The following is a 20,144-nucleotide window of genomic DNA, read 5'->3' as shown; positions in this document are numbered from 1 at the left end:
TTTCCTTATGACTATCTATAAAATAACATTCATTTTCTTTATGAGATATTAGCTATATAGTAAAGATATAAAAGTGAATGGAGGGTAAGTCATGAATATTAAAAAGGCAGTTCAGCAACAATTTAGTAAAAGTGCAGAATCATATGTTCATAGTCCGATTCATAAAGATGGGAAGGATCTCAACAAGCTCCTTGAGATCGCTACAATATCTGGAGATGAATTATTACTCGATGTCGCAACAGGTGGTGGCCATACCGCAAATGCATTTGCACCTCATGTAAAAAAAGTTACCGCCCTAGACTTAACACGAGAAAGGTTAGACTCGGCTCAAACCTTTATAAAGAACAATCGGAATGAGAATGTTGAATATATCGAAGGAGACGCTGAACATCTACCATTTTCTAATGATGTTTTTGATCTCGTTACATGTAGAATTGCTCCACATCATTTTCCGAATGTGCAATAGTTTGTTTCCGAGGTTCAGCGCGTATTAAAGCAAAACGGACAGTTGTTACTTATTGATAATGTTGTCCCAGAGGACAATGATCTTGATCAGTTTTATAATTACATCGAAAAAACTCGAGATTACAGTCATTTTCGAGCTTGGAAAAAGAGTGAATGGATTCAGATGCTTGAATTATCAGGATTTGAAATAGTTGAATGGCATCGTTTTGTAAAAACATTTCAATTTGACACATGGTGCAATCGCATGAACCTCCCTCAGGAAGAAAAGAATGCATTAAACAAATATATCGCGAATGCTTCTGAAAAAATAAAAACAAAATTTAAGATTGTAATTGAGAATAACCAAGTCATCTCCTTCCAAGGTGAAGCGATAATCGTAAAAGCAGTTGCGAATTAACGCCTTTGGTAATTGAAGGAGTACACTGCAAACAAAAAGCTTCTCGTCAATGAATCTGATCCAAGAAAGCTAGGCATCGAACTAACGTTTATGGGGCAGTTCATCTATTGAGAGCTTTTTGCCTGTTTATGAATCATTCGTATATAAAAAAAATAAATGTTATATCCCTTGAAGTAACGCTTTAATCCGAAATCCAAGACGTAAACGGAGTGTTTCCTCTGGATCCTTTATGCTTCTGCCAATTATTTCTTCACATTTTTCTAAACGGTAAATGACGGTATTTCGATGGATATACAACCGTTTAGCTGTTTCTGAAAGCTGACAGTGTGTTTCTAAATATACTGATAATGTTTTAAGAAGCTCCTCATGATCCTTTTTCGGTTCATTGGCAAATGCTTGGAACGTATCAACATAAAACTTTTTTAATTGATCATAGGGGAGCATACGAAGAATTTCAGGTACCTCCTTTGGCTGGTAAACTTCAATAAATTGTTTTTTCCCTAACATATTTCCATAGTATAACGCATCCAATGCTTCCTTATATGAAACAGGTATGTGGAGAAGCTGTTCAGCATAATTGCTTATTCCAAAGGAAATGCTTTGGCGAAAATGGGTTGAAATTTTTAATTGAATCGTTTCGAGTAAATGAAGAAAAGAAGCCTCAACCGTTTTCCAGTTTCGTTCTAGCTCAGCAAGAAGTATGTATGAACGGTCAATCGTAAACATATGAATCGTTTGCTCGAAAGACTTTATTTCCGCTTCGATCGTTTCATAAATAAGCTCTTGCTCAGACTGAAATTGAAGCGCCCGTGTGCTTTTGTCCTGTATGTCAATATCCCCTACGATGCAAAGATACCTTTGCTCATTTTGTAAGCCAAATTCGAGTCCTCTGCTGATTACCTCTTCATTTGTTGAAAATGTTTGATTAATGAACTTTGTAAAAAATTCATTTCGAATCCGTCTTGAATGCTGGTTTAAGGCATTTTTTTTCATCAGCTCAAATGCGATGACATTTGTTGCCTGTTCAATCGTTAAAATCGTTGATCTGTCTGTTGAGGGGATGAATCCAATAATTGCAAGGTAACTGAACTGCTTTTTATGTGTATAAACAGGGAAAAGGGTAATTGTATCTCTCGTTTCAGTTAACAAAGAAAAGCTAGACATCATTGTTTTTGGCCAATGGAACGAATACCCTCTTATCACCATTTTTTCTAGACTTTCTAAAAATGTGATTTTCTTTACAAGCTTATCGATTGGCCGTAGATGATGATTTAATAACACAACCGGAAAATTTATAAGAGAGGATAGGCTTTTTAAAATTTTTTCGATCCCTTGCCCGCTCATAACATCATTTGTAAATTGTTGATGTGCTTGCATTGCTTGATGGAGTTCGTTTGTTCGAATATCAAGAATGTAGCTTAAAGACTGATTAACAATATCCCCTAAAGAGGTTTGAACAGGCAGTTCAATTAGTGGAAACTCAAGCTCATTTGCAAGGGCAATTGCTTTTTCAGGAATGTTATCTATGAATCTCTTTGTTTTAATGCCTAATGCAGCGCATCCTTGCTTATTCATTTCCACAATGAGGCACAGTAATGATTCTAGGTCATCTTTAAAATGAAAGGCGGTTGTGACAAGTAAATCATGCTCCTTTAAAAAATGAATAATATCAGGCGCATCCATCATATTTACCGTATTAACTTCACGTGAAATACCGTTTTCACCAGCAGCAATTGTTGCCCCGTTAAAAATTGGCAGCTTTAATAAATCATATAATTTCATTCATGTTCGCTCCCTTGTAAGGATGATTTACATAACAGATTATCAATCAAGCAAAATTTTAGTTAATTTATACAATGAAATGACCAAATATTCTACATTTATGTGAATGATTTTACGATGTTTTTCTTTTACAATCGATTTATATTCCTGATGATGTAAAGAATTATAACATAAGAAAAATGATTTACGATATAGAGGGGGATTCGATTGATTATAGATGAAACGAAAACACCTACGTTTTTTGAGCAAATCGAAGAAATGGTCGAGTGGCTCGCATCATTCGGTAAAAGCGAAAAAAACGGTGTCACTCGACCGTTGTATTCGTCTAGCTGGCAGGCTGCACAGCAAGGGTTAGAAAAACAAATGAAACAGATTGGACTTGAAGTCTATTATGATGATGTCGGTAATTTATTTGGTAGATTGCCAGCTTATACAAAAAGTAATACGACAATTTTAACAGGTTCGCATATTGATACGGTAATAGATGGCGGTAAATATGATGGTGCGTACGGAATAATTGCAGGGATCATTGCCCTTCAATATTTATATGAGAATTACGGGCAACCGAAAAAAAATATCGAGGTCGTCTCATTATGTGAGGAAGAGGGAAGTCGTTTTCCGATGACATATTGGGGTTCAGGAAGTATTACTGGTGTTAAGACGATAAACGATATCGAACATTTGACTGATTCACAAGGGATTTCCTTTGTCACAGCGATGCAGGAAGCGGGATTTGGGAAAGGAAACTACCAACAGTCTTTACGCAATGATCTTGAATGCTTTGTTGAGCTGCATATTGAACAAGGTGAAATGTTGGAACGTGAAGAGAAATCGATTGGGATCGTTAGTCATATCGTCGGTCAAAGAAGATACAATGTTACGGTAATCGGTGAGAGTAATCATGCTGGGACAACACCGATGTCATGGCGCAAGGATGCGATGCATACGGCTGCAGAGCTTATTCAATATGTGATGAAAAAAGCAAAGGAAACATCTCCTGATTTAGTAGCTACGGTTGGACAAATGGTTATCGAGCCAAATCTAGCGAATGTCATTCCAGGCGCGATTACATTTTCTCTTGATATCCGTCATCGTGATGAGCATGTTCTCGAATCTTTTTGCCAGGTTATATTTGAGCAATTTTTATTGATTGCAAGCAAGCACCAGACAGAAGTAACGGTTCATAATTGGATGAAGGAGAAACCGGTAAAAATGTCTGAAAAGCTGAATAGCATTTCAGAGGCTTTACTAATAAAAGAGCAAATTCCATACAAAAAAATGACAAGTGGTGCCGGCCATGACTCGCAAATATTTGGGGAATTTTGCCCAACCTCTTTACTATTTGTACCAAGTAAAAATGGGGTTAGCCATTCCCCGAACGAATTTACGAAAACAGAGGATCTAGAAAGAGGAATTCAACTATTAATCAAGATTTTATATAAATTAGCTTATGAAGGAGGAAATTTCGAATGAGTACGTTTCATGAAATCAATACACCATTACGAACGATTATGACACCAGGACCTGTTGAGGTTGACCCGAGAGTGCTTCGTGCGATGAGCACGCCCATATTAGGTCAGTTTGACCCAGCGTTTACACAACTAATGAATGAAACAATGGAAATGCTAAGGGACGTATTTCAAACGAAAAATCAGTGGGCGTTTCCGATTGATGGAACATCGCGATCTGGTCTTGAGGCTGTTTTATGCAGTGTAATTAAACAAGGTGATAAAGTATTGATTCCAATTTACGGGAGATTTGGACATTTATTAACGGAAATTGCGGAACGGAATGGAGCGGAAATCCATATTATCGAATGTGAATGGGGAGAAGTATTCGAGCAAGAGGTAATCATCGAGGAAATGAAACGTGTCAAGCCGGATGTACTGGCGATTGTTCACGGTGAAACATCAACAGGCTGTATGCAGCCGTTGGACCAGATCGGTCCAGCCTGCCGTGAGCTTGACGTTCTATGTATTGTTGATGCAGTAGCTACGATTGGTGGGACAGACGTAAAAGTAGATGAATGGCAATTAGATGCAGTTATCGGAGGCACGCAAAAATGCTTATCCGTTCCATCTGGTATGGCGCCGATTACGTATAATGCCCGCGTTGAACAGGTAGTGGCAGCGCGAAAAAAGGTTGAAAGAGGAATTTCTACTGAAGCGGATCAGAAGGATGTGCTTAATCCGATCCGTAGTAATTATTTTGACTTGAGCCAGCTTCAGGATTATTGGGGACCGAGAAGATTGAATCACCATACTGAAGCAACCTCGATGCTTTATGCTTTGCGCGAGGGGGTAAGAATCGTCCTGCAGGAAGGGCTTGAAGAAAGGTTTGCTAGACATCGTTTTCACGAAAAAGCATTAATCGAAGGAGTAAAGGCTATGGGATTAGAATTATTTAATGATGTCCCATGGAAGCTGCCAATGGTAACCTGTGTGAAAATTCCGGATGGTGTTGATGGTGAATCTGTCAGAATGATGCTTTTACATCAGTTTGGAATTGAAATTGCTAGCTCATTTGGTCCATTACACGGGAAAATTTGGCGCATCGGGACAATGGGCTACAGCTGTCGAAAGGAAAATATCTTATTTGTTTTAGCAGCTCTTGAAGCTGTATTGCTTCGCCATCAAGTGAAGGTTCAAGCAGGAAATGCCTTGCAAGCAGCCTTAAATGTTTACGAAAGTAAAAATATCGTCGTGAAATCATAGGGAAAGAATAAAAATAGCGAGGCTTTTGTAGCGGTATGCTATTTCTCTAAGCGATTAGAAGGTGGTTATATGAAACGGCTTTTCAATTTACAACCTTGGCTAGCAGGGCTGCAATGGCTTTTTTTCCTATTTACAAATACAGTTGTGATTCCGATTACAATCGGTGCTGCCTTCCAACTCCCTCAGGAAAAAATCATTACATTACTGCAATTTTCATTTCTATTTACAGGATTAGCATCTATGCTACAAGCAGTTACTGGACATAAACGTTCAGTGATGGAAGGGCAGTCTGGACTATGGTGGGGAGTTATTCTAAGCTTATGCTACGCGGCCCCCTCCCAAGGGATGTCGCTTGCATCTCTTGGGGGTAGCCTTGCTGTTGGAGTTATTCTTGCGGGAATCTTGACGATATTGATCGGATTATGTGGTCTAGCTCCCTATTTTTCAAAGCTATTTAATTCTGGTGTGATGGCAGTTTTTATGTTTTTGTTAGGATGTAGGCTGAATACGATCTTTCTACAAGGGATGCTAGGCATACCTTTCGGAGGGCAAGAAAAAACGGGGGAAATTGATCTGCCTGTTTTTCTTCTTTCCTGCAGTATAGCAGGCATCGTTATGGTCATAAGTTTGAAAGCAACGCCGATAATTAGGAAGTATTCTTTACTAACCGGAATTATTGTTGGGTGGGTTTTGTTTGAACTGTTGTTAAATAGAGAGGGGATTGATGTGGCTGGTAAAATGGTCATCGAATTGTTTCCGCTCGGTACGCCTTCCATTGATTTAGGGATTATTTTCACTGTCATCGTTGCTGGCTTTCTTAACACCTCAAATACATTTGGCGCTTTAATAGGAACAGATTCAATTTATCAATCACATACGACAACAAATGAATTTCGACGTTCATTTACAATTAGTGGGATGTTTACGATTATCGCGGGAATATTAGGGCTTGTTCCATTTGCACCATATGTTTCATCAATCGGATTACTTCGGCAAACGAAGATTATCGAAATACTTCCCTTTATTCTCGGTAGTGCGATGTTTATGGCAATGGGTATCATACCTCAGGTTAGCCAGTTCATGGCAAAATTACCTTTAAGTGTTGGAAGCGCAGTGTTATTTGTTGCATATTTACGGCTTTTACAATCCTCGCTCCAGTATTTTATGCAAATTACTTTAACGACAGCGAATCTTTATCGCTTAGGCATACCATTATTTACTGGAGTTATTTTTATGACCTTTCCTTTGTCCTATTTTCAATCAATTCCTTCCTTTAATCGTCCGTTAATGAGCAATGGTTTGTTAATAGGGATTTTATTATCGATTTTACTAGAAAATATTAAATTCAAACAATATCGAAAGAAAAAACGGCTCTTTTTAAGCTAAAGATTTAAAAAACAGCATATAGAGCAAATCTAATTTGGTGGAGGTTATGAAAATGTCAGATAAATGGAATGCATTCGTTGATGAAAAGATTATAGTAGAACCAACAGGAAGTGGACGGTTAAACGGGTTAACTTTTGCTGTTAAAGATGTGTTTTCTATTGCAGGTTATAGGAATCATGCGGGAAATCCTGATTGGTATCGAACACATGAATATGCAACTGATCATGCAAAAGTCATAAAAACGCTCCTCCATCATGGTGCAAAGCTAACGGGAACTGTTCATACAGATGAACTTATGTATAGCTTAAACGGGGAAAACGTTCATTATGGTACACCAGTAAACCCGATAGATAAAACGAGGATACCAGGAGGATCCTCAAGTGGGTCAGCTGTTGCAGTTTCGGCTGGATTAGTTGATTTTTCATTAGGAACAGATACAGGTGGCTCTGTACGAATTCCTTCATCGTATTGTGGAATTTATGGGTTCAGACCGACGCATGGAGTAGTGCCAATTGAAGGTGTGATCCCATTAGCAAAAAGCTTTGATACCGTTGGCTGGATGTCAAAGGACCTCAATTTATTAATCAAGGTAGGAGATGTTCTCCTTAATGACCAAAGCGAAGAAGGATGCTTTCAGCAAATTTTATTAGGTGAGGACGCATGGGCGTTATTGAAGAAGCATGACAAACAAGCATTATTATCGACGATTGAAAACACGGACAATGCTGAGTGGAAGCAGATCTCCGCTGAAGGTCTTGATGAATGGGCTAACACGTTTCGTATCCTCCAAGGCATAGAGATTTGGGAAGAGCATGGCGAATGGATTCAAGCAGAAAACCCTACATTTGGACCAGGAATTGCCGAAAGATTTCAATGGGCAAGTACGTTGAATAAACTTGAATGCAACGAGCCAATTCTATTAAGGGAAAAAATTATTCAGGATCTATCAAGTCTTTTAGGTAATGATGGCATTCTTATCATTCCAACTGCTCCTGGTGCAGCCCCGTTATTAAATTTGCATGGAGAAAAAGCTGACAAGTATCGCGCAAGAGCGATGCAATTAACTTGTATTGCTGGCTTGGCTGGTTTACCACAGGTGACGGTTCCGGTAAACGTTCATGGCTTACCACTAGGGCTATCATTTATAGCTAATCAAAACAATGATCGTAAGCTACTACATTGGGTAAATAAATTATATGGTGAAAAATAAGGAGAAAAAATATGAAGCTAGCAACGGTTCAAATAGCTGGAAAAGAAGAGGCAACGATTATTTTTTCAGGACGGTTCATTCTCATTCAAACAATCAATGAACTGGAAAAGAAAAAATGGGGTACTGACCTTTTTCAGCTTTTACAAACAAACCAATTAGTAGAATTAATCGATTGGTATAAAAATGAAGGTGAACGTAAACTGTCTCATCTTCCAAGCATTTCAGTAGAAGAAGCAGTGTTCGCTCCACTTTATCGGCATCCCCAAAGCATTTGGGGTGTAGGGATGAATTATTTCGATAAGGCAATCGAATTAACGGGGAAGCCACCTGAGGAAGATCCGATTATTTTTATGAAACCAGTTACGAGTTTAATAGGACATGGAGAAGCGATTACTCTCCCTCGTCAATCAAGGCAAGTAACGGCAGAAGCAGAACTTGCGATTATCATCGGGGAATCATGCAAGGATATTGCTGAGGCGGATGCACTATCGGTAATTGCTGGATACACAACAGCGATTGATGTAACAACAAAGGATATTCATGCGAAAAATCCTCGTTTTTTGCAAAGGTCAAAAAGCTTTGATACATTTTTTAGCTTCGGTCCTTATTTCATCACGGCTGATGAATATACAGATCTCAAGCAGATAATCGTTAAAACCGTTTTAAATGGAGAAGAGGCACATCATAATACGGTTGCTAATATGATGTACAAGCCTTCATTTATCGTTTCCTATTTTTCACAGATTATGACGCTCAATCCAGGTGATGTCATCATGACGGGTACACCAGGTTCAGTCGTAATTCGAGATGGAGATTTTATAGAATGCCAGATTGATGGTTTTAAAGCATTACGAAACCCTGTTATTGATTTTAAATAAAATTATTTGAAGGAAGAACCAATCACAATAGGTGCTTGGTTTTTTAGTTATTTTATACAAAGCAAAAATGAAAAATTCACGAATTTATTAATGATTCGTATTAGTAGTTGATTTAAAATATAGGAAACACAATTAACATCTCATGTCAGAATATATATCATTTTGTTTTGTGAAAGGGGCACTTGTAATGGAACGATTAGACGTTGTAATTAAAAATGGCAAAGCTGTCCTTCCTGATGGAGTAAAGGAAACGGATATTGGGATAAAGGATGGACGGATTGTCGCACTTCAAAAAGGTATCCAAGCTAACGCTAGTGTGATGCTAAATGCAGAAAATCATTATATTTTTCCGGGGGTGATTGATGTACATGTACATTTTAGTGAACCTGGTAGAGAGAGTTGGGAGGGCTTCCATACAGGTTCGATGATGATGGCGGCAGGAGGCTGTACGACTTACTTTGATATGCCGTTGAATGGCATTCCTTCAACCGTTAATGTTAAGGCATTAACCGAGAAGGCAGAGATCGGGAAGTTGAAGTCGTTCGTCGACTTTAGCTTATGGGGTGGGCTTGTTCCTGGAAGTGAAAAGGATTTAGAACCACTTGCTGAAGCTGGAGTTATTGGTTTTAAAGCGTTTCTTTCTGAAACAGGCAACAAAGAATTTGCCTCAGTAGATGATATGACATTGCTTAATGGGATGAAAATAATTGCAAAAACGGGGAAGGTATTAGCACTTCATTCAGAAAGTGCTTCGATTACGAATTGGTTAAAAGCTGAGAAAGAACAGGCTGGCGCTTTTAGTGCGGATGATTATCTCGAATCAAGACCGATTATGGCGGAGGTTGAAGCGGTGGAGCGGGCGATATACTATGCAGAGCTTACAGGTTGTCCGCTTCATTTCGTCCATATAAGCTCCGCGTTGGCGATTGAAAAAATCGAACAAGCAAAACATAGTGGAATGGATATTACAGTTGAAACTTGTCCGCATTATTTACTGTTCAATCACCAACACTTACGTGAATTGGGAACCATTGCAAAATGTGCACCACCATTACGGGAAAAAGAAGAGCAGGAGAAGTTAATTTCACTTGTCATCAACCAAAAATTTGATATGGTCTCCTCGGATCATTCGCCATGTCCTTTTGATTTAAAAGATCCGAAAAAGCATCATTTATTTGCTGCGTGGGGTGGAATTAGCGGTGGACAATTCACATTATTATCGTTGCTTGAACTAGCCATTAAATATAATATTCCGTTTGAAACGATCGCGCAATTAACAGCATCGGCACCAGCGGAGAGATTTGGGCTTTCAGAACGGAAAGGGAAAATTGCAGTAGGCTATGATGCTGATTTAGCGATTCTATCATTAGAAGATTCCTTTACAGTAACAAAGGAAAATTTCCTTGCCAAGCATAAAGAAAGTTTATATATTGGCCATACATTCCCGAGTAAGGTTGTTGCAACAATTAGTAAAGGAAAAATCGTTTACCAGGATGGTAAGGTTGTGGCAGGGAAAGCTAAAGGGGAGTGGGTTAAACCTGAAAAAGTTGAATATGTAAAATGAGTTTCTGATTCCATTTTTCTACTAAAAAGAGACATTCCAATCGGATCAAACCGAAAAGAATGTCTCTTTTTTAACTTCCACGATAAACTTGATAGCCCCAAGGAGAGATTAATAGTGGGACATGATAGTGACTTTCTAGATTTGCGATCCCGAAGCGGACAGGCACGGTTTCTAAAAAGGCAGGGCTCGGAAGGTCAATGCTTTTGCTGTGAAAGTAGTCTCCGACATGAAAGATGATCTCGTAAGTTCCGATCTTCATCTCGTTTTCTAATAAAAGAGGGGAATCGAGCCGTCCATCTTCATTTGTTGCAACTGATTTTAGTAATGTTGATTCGCCAGATTGCAAATAATATAACTCAATTTTAACATTTTTGGCTGGTTGGCCATGAGTCAAATCGAGCACATGTGTTGTAAGTCCAGACATTTATAGGATTCTCCTTTGCATTTTGTAACAGATTATATGTTTCGAATAGGTTTTTTCAGGTCACTAACGAATTCAGGCTCATTGTACGAATAGTATTGCTCAAGCACGTCTTTTCGCTTGTCAAGAAAAAGCTGTTCAGAAACGGCTACTACTAATCTAGGAATCCCAAATTTCATACCAGAAAGAGCAGAAGCAACAATTCCGCAGCTAATTAATGCTGAATAATTATATGTGAAAATGCCTTCTAGCAGTTTTTTTTCTGCTTTTTCCTTGCTTTGAAGTCCAAAGCCTGGAGTTAAATATGGATGAGCATCAATCATTGGATTAGCGACATCCTTTGGAGCTTTATAGCGGTCACCCCAGCGGGCAATATGTTTTTCGATAAGTCTTAATTCAGGACGAAGGGCAGGATCGGTAATGAGACCGGTACTAATCATTAAGAAATCAAATGAAAATGTCCCTTTTGGTGTTGTTACGATCGCTTCATTTCCTTTAGACTCAACATTTAGCCAAGGTGAACCTAAGTGAAGATGGAATCCTGTCCATGAGGCTGCCCGCTCGTAAGTGTCGTTTGTCGGTGGCTGATTATTTTTAAAGAAATGGGACATAACAGCATATTTATCTTCGTCTGGCAATGAATGAAATCGTTCGATGAGACCGGATTTTTCCATTTGCCGAATCGGGTTGATTCGCGGCAGCTCATTACGACGAACAAATACATGTGCTTCTGATACCCCTTCGGAAAGGGCGAAATTAGCGTTATCAAACGCAGAAGCTCCTCCTCCTAAAATCGCAATCCTTTTCCCTTTTAACGAAGAAATGTCGATTGGCTGTGACGTATGACTGTATAGATTTGCTGGTAAGTTTTCTGAAATGAATGTAGGCACATGCCATTCACCACCACCTTGAATTCCTGTAGCTAAAATAACTTTACGTGCTAATAGTGAACTTGCAGGTGCTCCATTACCAGTGACATGAAGCCTATATATTCCATTTTCTAAAGGCTCAATCAATGTTAATTTTACCTCATTGATGACTGGTAAATGAAGCACTTTGCGATACCACCGTAAGTAATTCATCCAATCTCCGCGAGGAATTTTATCGATCGCTTCCCAGCTCTTTTCTCCAAATTGCGCTTCCCAGTATGAACGAAAGGTGAGGGAGGGGATGCCAAGATCAATTGAGGTCAAATGTTTAGGTGTACGTAAAGTAACCATCCGTGCGTATGTTTCCCATGGACCTTCAAACCCTGCGACATTTTCATCAAGGACGAGAATATTCGATATTCGTTCGCGCTTAAGACCAAATGCTGTTCCTAGACCTCCTAGACCACCGCCGACAATAATTACATCATACACATGTCCTTCAGAATAAGGTATTTGCTGTTCCCATTCCTTAAGATCGATGGCAAGATAGGATAATTCTTTTTTTACTCGTTCATTTAATGCTTCGAGACTCATCATTTTCATCCTTTCATTTCAAAAATTCTTTAAGATGTCTTTCTTATTCAGTAACAGCAGTTGGGATTATTTTTTCTTCTAAACGAAACTTTGCAATTTTGAAGATTTCCTTTAACGCGGTGTGAAACTCAAGATCGATTTCGTGATCGATTCTCGCTTTCATTGCGTCGTAAATTTGCTCCTTATTTTTACCGCGAACTGCAATGATGAAGGGGAAGTCAAACTTTTCCATGTACCTTTTATTTAAGTTGATAAAGTTGCTGTATTCTTCAGGGGTTAGATCTTGTAATCCTGCACCTTTTTGTTCGTTGATTGAATCTGTCGTCATTGCTACTCTTTCTCCTAAATTAGGATGGGCTTTAATGAGCTTGAGCTTTTTTTCTAGTGAAGAATTTTCGACAATACTAACCATTTTCTGAAATAGCTGCTCGATGGAGGTGAATGGTTTTGATTTTTCAGCTTTTTCAGCAATCCATGGTGAATGTTCGAATATCCCTTCGACAATTTCGATGAATTGCTTAGAGGAAGAGCTATTTAATGTTTCGAGTGTATACATGTCATCAAACTCCATTTACGATAAATTTTTTACTTTCGGCTCTAACGTCGCATCAGGTATCACTTGTATAGAACGCTTTGGACGCATATTAAAAATCATATTTAAGATAATGGCAGTTAGGCTTCCTGTAATAATCCCATCACTAACAATGATTCGAAGGGTAGCTGGTAAGCCGGCGAAAAGCTCTGGTACAACTGTTGCACCTAGACCTAATGAAATCGAGCAAGCAATAATTAATAGATTGTTGTTATCTGTAAAATCAACACCGTTTAGCATCTTAATCCCAGATGACACTACCATTCCAAACATAATAACTGTTGCCCCACCTAATACCGCAGTTGGGATTAAGGTTGCTAAAGCTGCGATTTTCGGTACTAACCCTAATCCGATTAAGATAAAACCAGCAGCAATCGTGACAGACCTTGTTTTGATTCCTGATAATTGAATGAGCCCAACATTTTGTGCGAACGTACTATAAGGAAAGGCGTTAAAAATTCCCCCAAGAGTAAATGCAATTCCTTCCGTTCTATACCCACGGGTAATTTCTTTTTCAGTTAATTCTCTGTCAGTCATTTTCGCAAGTGCAAGAAAGGCTCCTGTTGATTCGACGAGAATAACGATCCCGACTAAAATCATCGTTAAGATTGGGACGATTTCAAAGGAAGGAGTACTGAAATGAAAAGGTGTTGGGATATGGAACCAATTTGCATCTGCTACAGCCACTGTATCTATTTTTCCCATGAAAGCTGCGGCAATTGTTCCGACAATAATCCCTGTCAGTACAGAAATGGCACGAAGAAACCCTTTTAAAAACCGATTCATCACTAAAATGACTGCTAAAACTCCAAATGAGAGGATGAGGTTTTCAGCCGAACCAAAGTCAGAACTTGAAGCACCTCCGCCCATGTTTTTTATTCCAGTTGGGATGAGCGATAATCCGATAATGCTAACAACGGTTCCTGTTACAACTGGTGGAAATAGCTTAATTAATTTACCGAACAAACCCGAAAATAGGATAATGAAAATTCCTGCTGCTATAATTGACCCGTAAATCGCAGAAATCCCATAATTCGTCCCGATCATAATCATTGGGGAAACCGCGACAAACGAAGTTCCTAATACGACAGGAAGTCCAAGTCCGATATATTTCCCTTTCATCGATTGTAGAATTGTAGCAATTCCACATGTCAGCAAATCAATTGAGACAAGAAAGGCGATTTGCTGGGGGGTGAATTGCAGGGCACCTCCAACAACAAGCGGAACTAAAATTGCACCGGCATACATCGCGAGTACATGCTGTAAGCCTAAAGAGAAAATTTCTGGTTTTCCAATTTTTTTAGTCATAATGAACCTCCTTATTTTACGTGTTAGAAATTCTAACGTATAATGTATCTAATGTTTACATAATAATAAATATTCTGAAAACTGTCATTGTATAAACTGACAAAAAACGGTTTTTTTATTAGGCATGTTGTATAAAAAATGATATTTTTCTAATTTATAAAAGAAGAATATTAAAAAAAGAATCACAAATCGTGTGGAGTTTATTTTAGTTATGTCACATTTTGTTCCATTGTTTTAAGTAATTGTCTAAAGATAATATTTAAACGGAAACTTCAAGACTGAAACTGATAATAAAGGCTTGAAGGAAAGCTCGAAGCAAAAATATGTAAGTGTTTGCAGAAAGTTAATTGGAAGTAGAAGTTTTATAGGGAGGTTTTCTTCTTTGTCATACTTTATTATTTGCCTTCGTAAAATAAAGGGTTAAAATGGTAGTAGAAAAGGAGTGATTCAATTGAAGTACGCAGATACATGGGACTTAGATGCGATTTTTCCGGGTGGTACCAAATCACAGGAGCTGCAAGAAAAATTACATAATCTTAAAGAAGAAATAAAAGAGTATCAAACACTTATCATATCGTGGAATGTTGCTGAAAATAATTCACAAGAGCCACTGAAAAAAATCTTACATAAAGAAGAAAGCGTTGAAAAGGGTTTAGGTCAAGCTAGAACATTTGTCCAAATGTGGCATGATGCATATACAAATGATGAGCACGCAAATGTTGTTATGGGGCAAATTATTGATTTATTAGGTGAGGTTGAAACCTATTCAACGATTTTCTCAAAGAAGCTCGTCTCTATTTCGGATGAGGCATGGCAAACTCTGTTAGAGGATGACCAATTAAAAGAAGTGGCTTTCGCATTAAACGAAATTCGTGATAATGGGAAACGTTTATTATCAGAGGAAGAAGAAAAGCTAATCACTAATTTAAATAAGGATGGCTTAGCTGCATGGAGTCAATTGTATGATACAACCGTTTCGATTATCACTATTCCGTATACCGATAAAGAAGGAAACACAACGGAATATTCAGTTGGGCAAGCAATGAATCGTATGTACGCTGACCCAGACCCTGAAGTGAGAAAGCAACTGTTTGACAATTGGGAGGCAGCATGGACAAAATATGCGCCAATTTTTGCTGATACGTTAAATCATTTAGATGGCTATCGTCTCACCTTGCAAAAGGCTCATGGCCGGGAAAACTTCCTAGAGGAGCCCTTGGAATATAACCGAATGTCTGAAGAGACTTTAAATGCGATGTGGCAAGCGGTGTCCAAACATAAACAGCCGTTTATCGCTTTATTGAAGCAAAAAGCTAAGATTTTAGGAATGGATAAATTAGGCTGGCAGGATGTTGATGCCCCTGTAGCCTTTGGTGATGTGAAACCACCACGGTATACGTATGATGAAGCATGTGATTTTGTGATTGAAAACTTTGCTAGCTTTGGACCGAAGCTTGCGAGCTTTGCGAAGCATGCATTGGAAAATCGCTGGGTTGAAGCGGAGGATCGTCCAAATAAACGTCCTGGTGGCTATTGTGAGGAGCTTCCTGAATCAGAGGAATCACGGATATTTATGACATTTACAGGCTCTTCTAATGATACTAGTACATTGGCTCATGAATTAGGCCATGCATTCCATAGCTATGTGATGAGAGATTTGCCGTCGTTAAATCGAAATTATGCAATGAATGTTGCGGAAACGGCAAGTACCTTTGCTGAGACAATCATTAGCAATGCAACGATTGCAAAGGCAAAAACGACAGAAGAAAAAATCACGTTATTAAACACGAAATTAGAAAACGCAACGGCAATGTTTTTAAATATTCATGCTCGCTTTCTTTTCGAAAAATCGTTTTATGAAGAACGTTCAAAAGGAATCGTTTCTGAGCAACGAATCAATGAATTGATGGTTAATGCGCAAAAAGAAGCGTATGGTGATAGTTTATCGAGCTACCACCCACATTTCTGGTGCAGCAAGCTTCACTTCTTTATTGATGATGTCCCATTTTATAACTTCCCTTATACTTTTGGCTATTTATTCAGTCTTGGTGTATACAGTGAATACTTAAAAAATCCAGAGGGCTTTGAGGATAAGTACATTGCTTTACTGCGTGATACAGGCTCAATGAAGGTTGAAGATTTAGCGATGAAGCATTTAGGAGTGGATATTACAAAACTGGACTTTTGGGAGGCTGGTGTCCAGCTTATAGCAAAGGATGCCGAAGAGTTTATAAGCTTAACAAATGATAGACTGTAAAGGAACTGATAATTTTCTAGCGTAAAGGTAAATGTATTTTTATTTCCTAATTTCATTCCGATTGTAAGAAGCAGGTAAAGATAAAACAGGATATTTCTTTACCTGCTTTACTAGTTAAGGTGAATCAAGAATTTTCAAAATATAGAGCTAGGTCTCCCTGCTTGCCATAATCCTCTTTTTTTAAATCTTCAAAGAAAATAAAGATTTTATCTTGTTCAACATCAAATGTTTCGGCAACTACCTTGCTCATTTTTTGCACAAGGCTCCGTTTTTGCTCAATCGTTTTTCCTTCAAGTACCTTTATTGTAATAAAGGGCATAGGTCAAGAACCTCCAAATCAATTAAACTGTTTCTAAAGCTTCAACGACTTTAAGTGCAGCACTTTGACTTGATTGCGGATTTTGTCCAGTTACTAACTGTCCATCACGGACGGAAAAGTCTGACCATTTTTCACCTCGAACAAAATTTGCTCCTTTTTCACGTAGCTTTGTTTCAAGCAGAAAGGGCATATGGATGTCGAGCTGCATGTCAACTTCTTCCTCATCTGTAAAAGCAGTCAGTGTTTTTCCTTTTACAAAAGGGGTCCCGTCTTTATAGGTAACATTTACAAGGCCAGCTGGACCGTGGCAAACAGAACCAATTACTTTTTCTTTTTCAGCAAATTGCTGTAAAATGGAAAGCAATGTTTCGTTTTCAGGGAAATCAAACATTGTGCCATGACCACCCGGAAGGAAAATGGCATCATATTGCCCCGCATCATCCTTGCTTAATTTAGAGGTATTCTTCAATTCATCTTCCGCCGCTTTCCACTCTGGTTTATCTTCAATACTATTTGGGTCAAGCGGAACTTCACCACCTTCAATACTCGTTACCTTTACGTTATATCCCTTATCTTTAAAAACTAAATAAGGAACTGCAAATTCTTCTAACCAAAGCCCTGTTTTATGATCGTTTGTTATTTTCGTATGGTTAGTGACAACAAACAGTACATTTTTTTGAGCACCCATTATTGCTTTCCTCCTAAATGTCATCTATTCATCATTCATCCAAAGATAGTATGGGTGATCATTTAAGAATAAATACAATGATTATGAATAGAAATAAAGAGTTTCATCGTATAATAAATCCGATTCGAATCAAAATTGTTGATTAGTTAGTATGAGAAAGAATACAATCGTTATTGTGGAAGTTGTGTTACCGAATCGTAGCAGGGGACATCTAATTTATTTCATCAAGTACCTTTAGCAAGCTTATTAAAATCCTATTAAGTTCCGTATATTTGTAATGGGGATGCTATGAAATGTTAGATAATTTACCGTAGGATTTCCTGAAATTTAAATAAATTTTAGTTGTTTTTGATTTTTACTTTAATTCATGGCTATACATAAATTTATTATAGTAAGTTTACTAGAAAGGTAGGAAAAAGATGAATGAAATAACAGGCAGGAGACGTTTGCAGCTTGCATTGCTCCTAGGATCACTTGCTCTATTAGGTCCCTTTACAATTGATATGTATTTACCTTCTTTCCCCACGATTGTTAAGGAGTATGGGACAACAGCATCATTAGTACAAATAAGCTTAACGTCGTGCCTATTAGGATTAGGGTTAGGACAATTGATTATAGGGCCGATGAGTGATGTACAAGGCCGTCGGAAACCATTGCAAATATTCCTTATTTTGTATTTGGTTACTTCTGTCATTTGTGCTTTCGCTCCATCGATATCAATTTTTATTGCAGCTCGCTTTATCCAAGGGTTTTCAGCTGCAGGTGGACTCGTCATTTCGCGTGCGATTGTCCGTGACGTTTATAGTGGGAGAGAACTGACGAAATTTTTTGCTTTATTAATGTTAGTTGGTAACCTTGGACCGATTGTTGCACCGATTGCGGGGGGTGGTGTCCTTGCATTTACAAATTGGTCTGGAGTGTTTCTTGTATTGGCATGTATTGGAATTTTACTCGTTATACTCGTAACCTTAAAACTTGAAGAAACACTTCCTGAACATAAACGTGTCCAAAGTAATATTTCGCAAACATTTAAAAATTTTGGTTCTTTATTAAAGGATCGAAAGTTCGCAGGATATGCCCTTACTCAAGGTTTTATCATTGCGGGTATCTTTGCCTATGTGTCAGGAATTCCTTTTGTTTATCAAAATATTTATGGGGTAACACCTCAAGTATTTAGTCTCTTATTTGGAATAAATGGTTTCGCTCTAATTATTGGAACACAATTAGTTGGCCGCTTAACAGATATTATTCCTGAGAAGACCTTCTTAAAGATTGGATTAACGATTTCGAACATAGCAAGTGCTGTTTTACTAATAGCGCTATTGATGAAGGCACCGCTAATTGTTGTTGCGATTCCGATTTTCTTTTTTGTCTCATCCATTGGAATCATTTCAACTACTTCTTTTTCCCTAGCAATGGAGACACAGGGGCATATTGCTGGTAGCGCATCTGCATTGTTAGGTTTATTGCCATTTTTACTTGGCTCATTAACCGCCCCGTTGGTAGGTGTAGCAGGAGAATATTCAGCGATTCCTATGGGGATTATAATATTTTCAGCAAGCTTTTTAGCGTTTTTATCCTATTATGGATTTGTGCGAAAAGCTTCATTAAAGGTTCAAGCTACAAAATAAGCGGTAAACTAATCTTTTAGGGGTAAATTTCCTTTAAGGTTAGTAAAAATACATAAAAAAGGAGATACATAAAATGAATTACGTCACACTTAATAATGGTTTAAAGATGCCACAGCTCGGATTTGGAGTTTGGCAGGTAGGAGATGAGGAAGCAACAGCGGCAGTTGCAAAAGCATTGGAAGTTGGTTACCGCTCCATTGATACAGCAATGATTTATAAAAATGAAAAAGGTGTTGGAAAGGCGATCGCGCAATCCTCGGTTCCTCGGGAAGAGTTATTTATTACAACAAAGGTGTGGAACTCGGATCAAGGCTATGAAAACACATTACGAGCATTTGATGAAAGCTTAGAAAGACTAGGACTTGATTATGTCGATTTATACTTGATACATTGGCCAACACCGAAATTTGACCAATATGTTGAAACATATAAGGCGTTAGAAAAGCTTTATCATGATGGTCGTGTTAAAGCAATTGGTGTATGTAACTTTGAAATCGAGCATTTAGAACGGATTCTAAATGAATGTGAAGTTGTACCTGTATTAAATCAGGTTGAATGTCATCCATACCTTGCGCAAAATGAGTTAAAGGAATTTTGTGCAAAACATAATATTTTTGTTGAAGCTTGGAGTCCGCTTGACCAAGGTGGTGAAGTGTTGCAGGATGAAGTGATTCAAAACATCGCTAAGTCATATAGTAAATCTCCAGCTCAAGTTGTGTTGCGTTGGCACTTGCAAAACAATACGATCATTATCCCTAAGTCTGTTACTCCATCACGTATCGAAGAGAATTTTCAAGTATTTGATTTCGAGTTATCAAGTGATGAAATGGAACAAATCAATCAATTGAATCGCAATCGTCGTAAAGGGGCACATCCTAACGAATTACATGTTCGTTAAAAAATAAATCCAACGGTTAAAACCCATTCTAATTCGGAATGGGTTTTGCTGATTGTGAAAAAGAAAACCCTAGGCTAGGCCTAGGGTTCCAAAAAGCTTTCAGCGTGGTATTAAAAAAACTCTTCCGTGGTGCTAAAATATTTTTGGTTCCCCAACCAAAATATGAGCATA

The 20,144-nt window shown here is 38.2% G+C and carries 18 protein-coding genes; 11 read left to right on the top strand and 7 right to left on the bottom strand.

Annotated elements, in window-relative coordinates; genetic code table 11:
• The first annotated feature begins 91 nt into the window (after positions 1–91).
• A complete protein-coding gene (locus ACTJJ9_RS10495; protein ID WP_440768654.1) occupies positions 92–466 on the top strand; it encodes a class I SAM-dependent methyltransferase in 375 nt (124 codons plus the stop codon).
• A gap of 42 nt (positions 467–508) precedes the next feature.
• Positions 509–862, top strand: coding sequence for a hypothetical protein (locus tag ACTJJ9_RS10490; RefSeq protein ID WP_440768653.1), 354 nt, complete (start codon positions 509–511; stop codon positions 860–862).
• A 159-nt stretch (positions 863–1,021) separates the two neighbouring features.
• Here the strand turns inward: ACTJJ9_RS10490 and ACTJJ9_RS10485 are convergent, their stop codons facing one another.
• Positions 1,022–2,644, bottom strand: a complete 1,623-nt coding sequence (locus ACTJJ9_RS10485; protein ID WP_145582443.1) for a PucR family transcriptional regulator — start codon at positions 2,642–2,644, stop codon at positions 1,022–1,024.
• Between the two features lie 207 nt (positions 2,645–2,851).
• Between ACTJJ9_RS10485 and allC the strand changes: the two genes are divergently transcribed.
• The 6 genes from allC (at position 2,852) to ACTJJ9_RS10455 (ending at position 10,396) form a co-directional block, all read left to right on the top strand.
• A complete protein-coding gene (allC, locus tag ACTJJ9_RS10480) occupies positions 2,852–4,117 on the top strand; it encodes an allantoate deiminase (protein ID WP_145582442.1) in 1,266 nt (421 codons plus the stop codon).
• Positions 4,114–5,358: a pyridoxal-phosphate-dependent aminotransferase family protein gene (locus ACTJJ9_RS10475; RefSeq protein ID WP_145582441.1), complete on the top strand. Its 1,245-nt coding sequence runs from the start codon at positions 4,114–4,116 to the stop codon at positions 5,356–5,358. Before allC ends, ACTJJ9_RS10475 begins: the two co-directional genes overlap by 4 nt.
• 69 nt (positions 5,359–5,427) lie before the next feature.
• Positions 5,428–6,744 (top strand): uracil/xanthine transporter, encoded by a 1,317-nt coding sequence (locus ACTJJ9_RS10470; protein WP_145582440.1) that lies wholly within the window; start codon positions 5,428–5,430, stop codon positions 6,742–6,744.
• Positions 6,745–6,796: 52 nt separating this feature from the next.
• Complete coding sequence (locus ACTJJ9_RS10465) at positions 6,797–7,954, top strand: amidase (protein ID WP_145582439.1); 1,158 nt, start codon at positions 6,797–6,799, stop codon at positions 7,952–7,954.
• A gap of 11 nt (positions 7,955–7,965) precedes the next feature.
• The gene (locus ACTJJ9_RS10460) at positions 7,966–8,832 is read left to right on the top strand and encodes a fumarylacetoacetate hydrolase family protein (RefSeq protein WP_440768652.1); all 867 of its coding nucleotides are present in this window, start codon (positions 7,966–7,968) and stop codon (positions 8,830–8,832) included.
• A 187-nt stretch (positions 8,833–9,019) separates the two neighbouring features.
• Complete coding sequence (locus tag ACTJJ9_RS10455; protein ID WP_145582437.1) at positions 9,020–10,396, top strand: allantoinase; 1,377 nt, start codon at positions 9,020–9,022, stop codon at positions 10,394–10,396.
• A 70-nt stretch (positions 10,397–10,466) separates the two neighbouring features.
• On the opposite strand, the gene uraH is transcribed toward ACTJJ9_RS10455, so the two are convergent.
• The 4 genes from uraH to ACTJJ9_RS10435 are packed head-to-tail and all read right to left on the bottom strand — an operon-like array spanning position 10,467 to position 14,180.
• Positions 10,467–10,820: a hydroxyisourate hydrolase gene (uraH, locus tag ACTJJ9_RS10450; RefSeq protein ID WP_145582436.1), complete on the bottom strand. Its 354-nt coding sequence runs from the start codon at positions 10,818–10,820 to the stop codon at positions 10,467–10,469.
• Positions 10,821–10,852: 32 nt separating this feature from the next.
• Complete coding sequence (locus ACTJJ9_RS10445; RefSeq protein ID WP_145582435.1) at positions 10,853–12,280, bottom strand: NAD(P)-binding domain-containing protein; 1,428 nt, start codon at positions 12,278–12,280, stop codon at positions 10,853–10,855.
• A gap of 43 nt (positions 12,281–12,323) precedes the next feature.
• Positions 12,324–12,836: a 2-oxo-4-hydroxy-4-carboxy-5-ureidoimidazoline decarboxylase gene (gene uraD / locus ACTJJ9_RS10440; RefSeq protein ID WP_145582434.1), complete on the bottom strand. Its 513-nt coding sequence runs from the start codon at positions 12,834–12,836 to the stop codon at positions 12,324–12,326.
• A gap of 15 nt (positions 12,837–12,851) precedes the next feature.
• Positions 12,852–14,180: a nucleobase:cation symporter-2 family protein gene (locus ACTJJ9_RS10435; protein ID WP_145582433.1), complete on the bottom strand. Its 1,329-nt coding sequence runs from the start codon at positions 14,178–14,180 to the stop codon at positions 12,852–12,854.
• Between the two features lie 451 nt (positions 14,181–14,631).
• Between ACTJJ9_RS10435 and ACTJJ9_RS10430 the strand changes: the two genes are divergently transcribed.
• Positions 14,632–16,437, top strand: a complete 1,806-nt coding sequence (locus ACTJJ9_RS10430; RefSeq protein WP_145582432.1) for a M3 family oligoendopeptidase — start codon at positions 14,632–14,634, stop codon at positions 16,435–16,437.
• A gap of 124 nt (positions 16,438–16,561) precedes the next feature.
• Here the strand turns inward: ACTJJ9_RS10430 and ACTJJ9_RS10425 are convergent, their stop codons facing one another.
• The gene (locus ACTJJ9_RS10425; protein ID WP_095302147.1) at positions 16,562–16,756 is read right to left on the bottom strand and encodes a tautomerase family protein; all 195 of its coding nucleotides are present in this window, start codon (positions 16,754–16,756) and stop codon (positions 16,562–16,564) included.
• Between the two features lie 22 nt (positions 16,757–16,778).
• A complete protein-coding gene (locus ACTJJ9_RS10420) occupies positions 16,779–17,444 on the bottom strand; it encodes a type 1 glutamine amidotransferase domain-containing protein (protein WP_145582431.1) in 666 nt (221 codons plus the stop codon).
• A 419-nt stretch (positions 17,445–17,863) separates the two neighbouring features.
• Here ACTJJ9_RS10420 and ACTJJ9_RS10415 point away from each other — a divergent pair, with 419 nt between their 5' ends.
• Together ACTJJ9_RS10415 and ACTJJ9_RS10410 are read left to right on the top strand one after the other, a co-directional pair.
• Positions 17,864–19,075, top strand: coding sequence for a multidrug effflux MFS transporter (locus ACTJJ9_RS10415; protein ID WP_145582430.1), 1,212 nt, complete (start codon positions 17,864–17,866; stop codon positions 19,073–19,075).
• Between the two features lie 73 nt (positions 19,076–19,148).
• Positions 19,149–19,973 (top strand): aldo/keto reductase, encoded by an 825-nt coding sequence (locus tag ACTJJ9_RS10410; protein WP_145582429.1) that lies wholly within the window; start codon positions 19,149–19,151, stop codon positions 19,971–19,973.
• Positions 19,974–20,144 lie beyond the last annotated feature (171 nt).

This window comes from Metabacillus sp. 22489, from assembly GCF_052044855.1.
GTDB lineage: Bacteria > Bacillota > Bacilli > Bacillales > Bacillaceae > Metabacillus > Metabacillus niabensis.
The sequence above is the reverse complement of the archived record's forward strand: the minus strand, read 5'-3'. Positions and strand labels throughout refer to the sequence as shown.

Coding starts and splice junctions, on each gene's coding strand:
- ACTJJ9_RS10495 (WP_440768654.1), top strand. CDS start 92: ATGAATATTAAAAAGGCAGTTCAGCAACAATTTAGTAAAAGTGCAGAA.
- ACTJJ9_RS10485 (WP_145582443.1), bottom strand. CDS start 2,644: ATGAAATTATATGATTTATTAAAGCTGCCAATTTTTAACGGGGCAACA.
- ACTJJ9_RS10475 (WP_145582441.1), top strand. CDS start 4,114: ATGAGTACGTTTCATGAAATCAATACACCATTACGAACGATTATGACA.
- ACTJJ9_RS10470 (WP_145582440.1), top strand. CDS start 5,428: ATGAAACGGCTTTTCAATTTACAACCTTGGCTAGCAGGGCTGCAATGG.
- ACTJJ9_RS10465 (WP_145582439.1), top strand. CDS start 6,797: ATGTCAGATAAATGGAATGCATTCGTTGATGAAAAGATTATAGTAGAA.
- ACTJJ9_RS10460 (WP_440768652.1), top strand. CDS start 7,966: ATGAAGCTAGCAACGGTTCAAATAGCTGGAAAAGAAGAGGCAACGATT.
- ACTJJ9_RS10455 (WP_145582437.1), top strand. CDS start 9,020: ATGGAACGATTAGACGTTGTAATTAAAAATGGCAAAGCTGTCCTTCCT.
- uraH (WP_145582436.1), bottom strand. CDS start 10,820: ATGTCTGGACTTACAACACATGTGCTCGATTTGACTCATGGCCAACCA.
- ACTJJ9_RS10445 (WP_145582435.1), bottom strand. CDS start 12,280: ATGAGTCTCGAAGCATTAAATGAACGAGTAAAAAAAGAATTATCCTAT.
- uraD (WP_145582434.1), bottom strand. CDS start 12,836: ATGTATACACTCGAAACATTAAATAGCTCTTCCTCTAAGCAATTCATC.
- ACTJJ9_RS10435 (WP_145582433.1), bottom strand. CDS start 14,180: ATGACTAAAAAAATTGGAAAACCAGAAATTTTCTCTTTAGGCTTACAG.
- ACTJJ9_RS10425 (WP_095302147.1), bottom strand. CDS start 16,756: ATGCCCTTTATTACAATAAAGGTACTTGAAGGAAAAACGATTGAGCAA.
- ACTJJ9_RS10420 (WP_145582431.1), bottom strand. CDS start 17,444: ATGGGTGCTCAAAAAAATGTACTGTTTGTTGTCACTAACCATACGAAA.
- ACTJJ9_RS10415 (WP_145582430.1), top strand. CDS start 17,864: ATGAATGAAATAACAGGCAGGAGACGTTTGCAGCTTGCATTGCTCCTA.
- ACTJJ9_RS10410 (WP_145582429.1), top strand. CDS start 19,149: ATGAATTACGTCACACTTAATAATGGTTTAAAGATGCCACAGCTCGGA.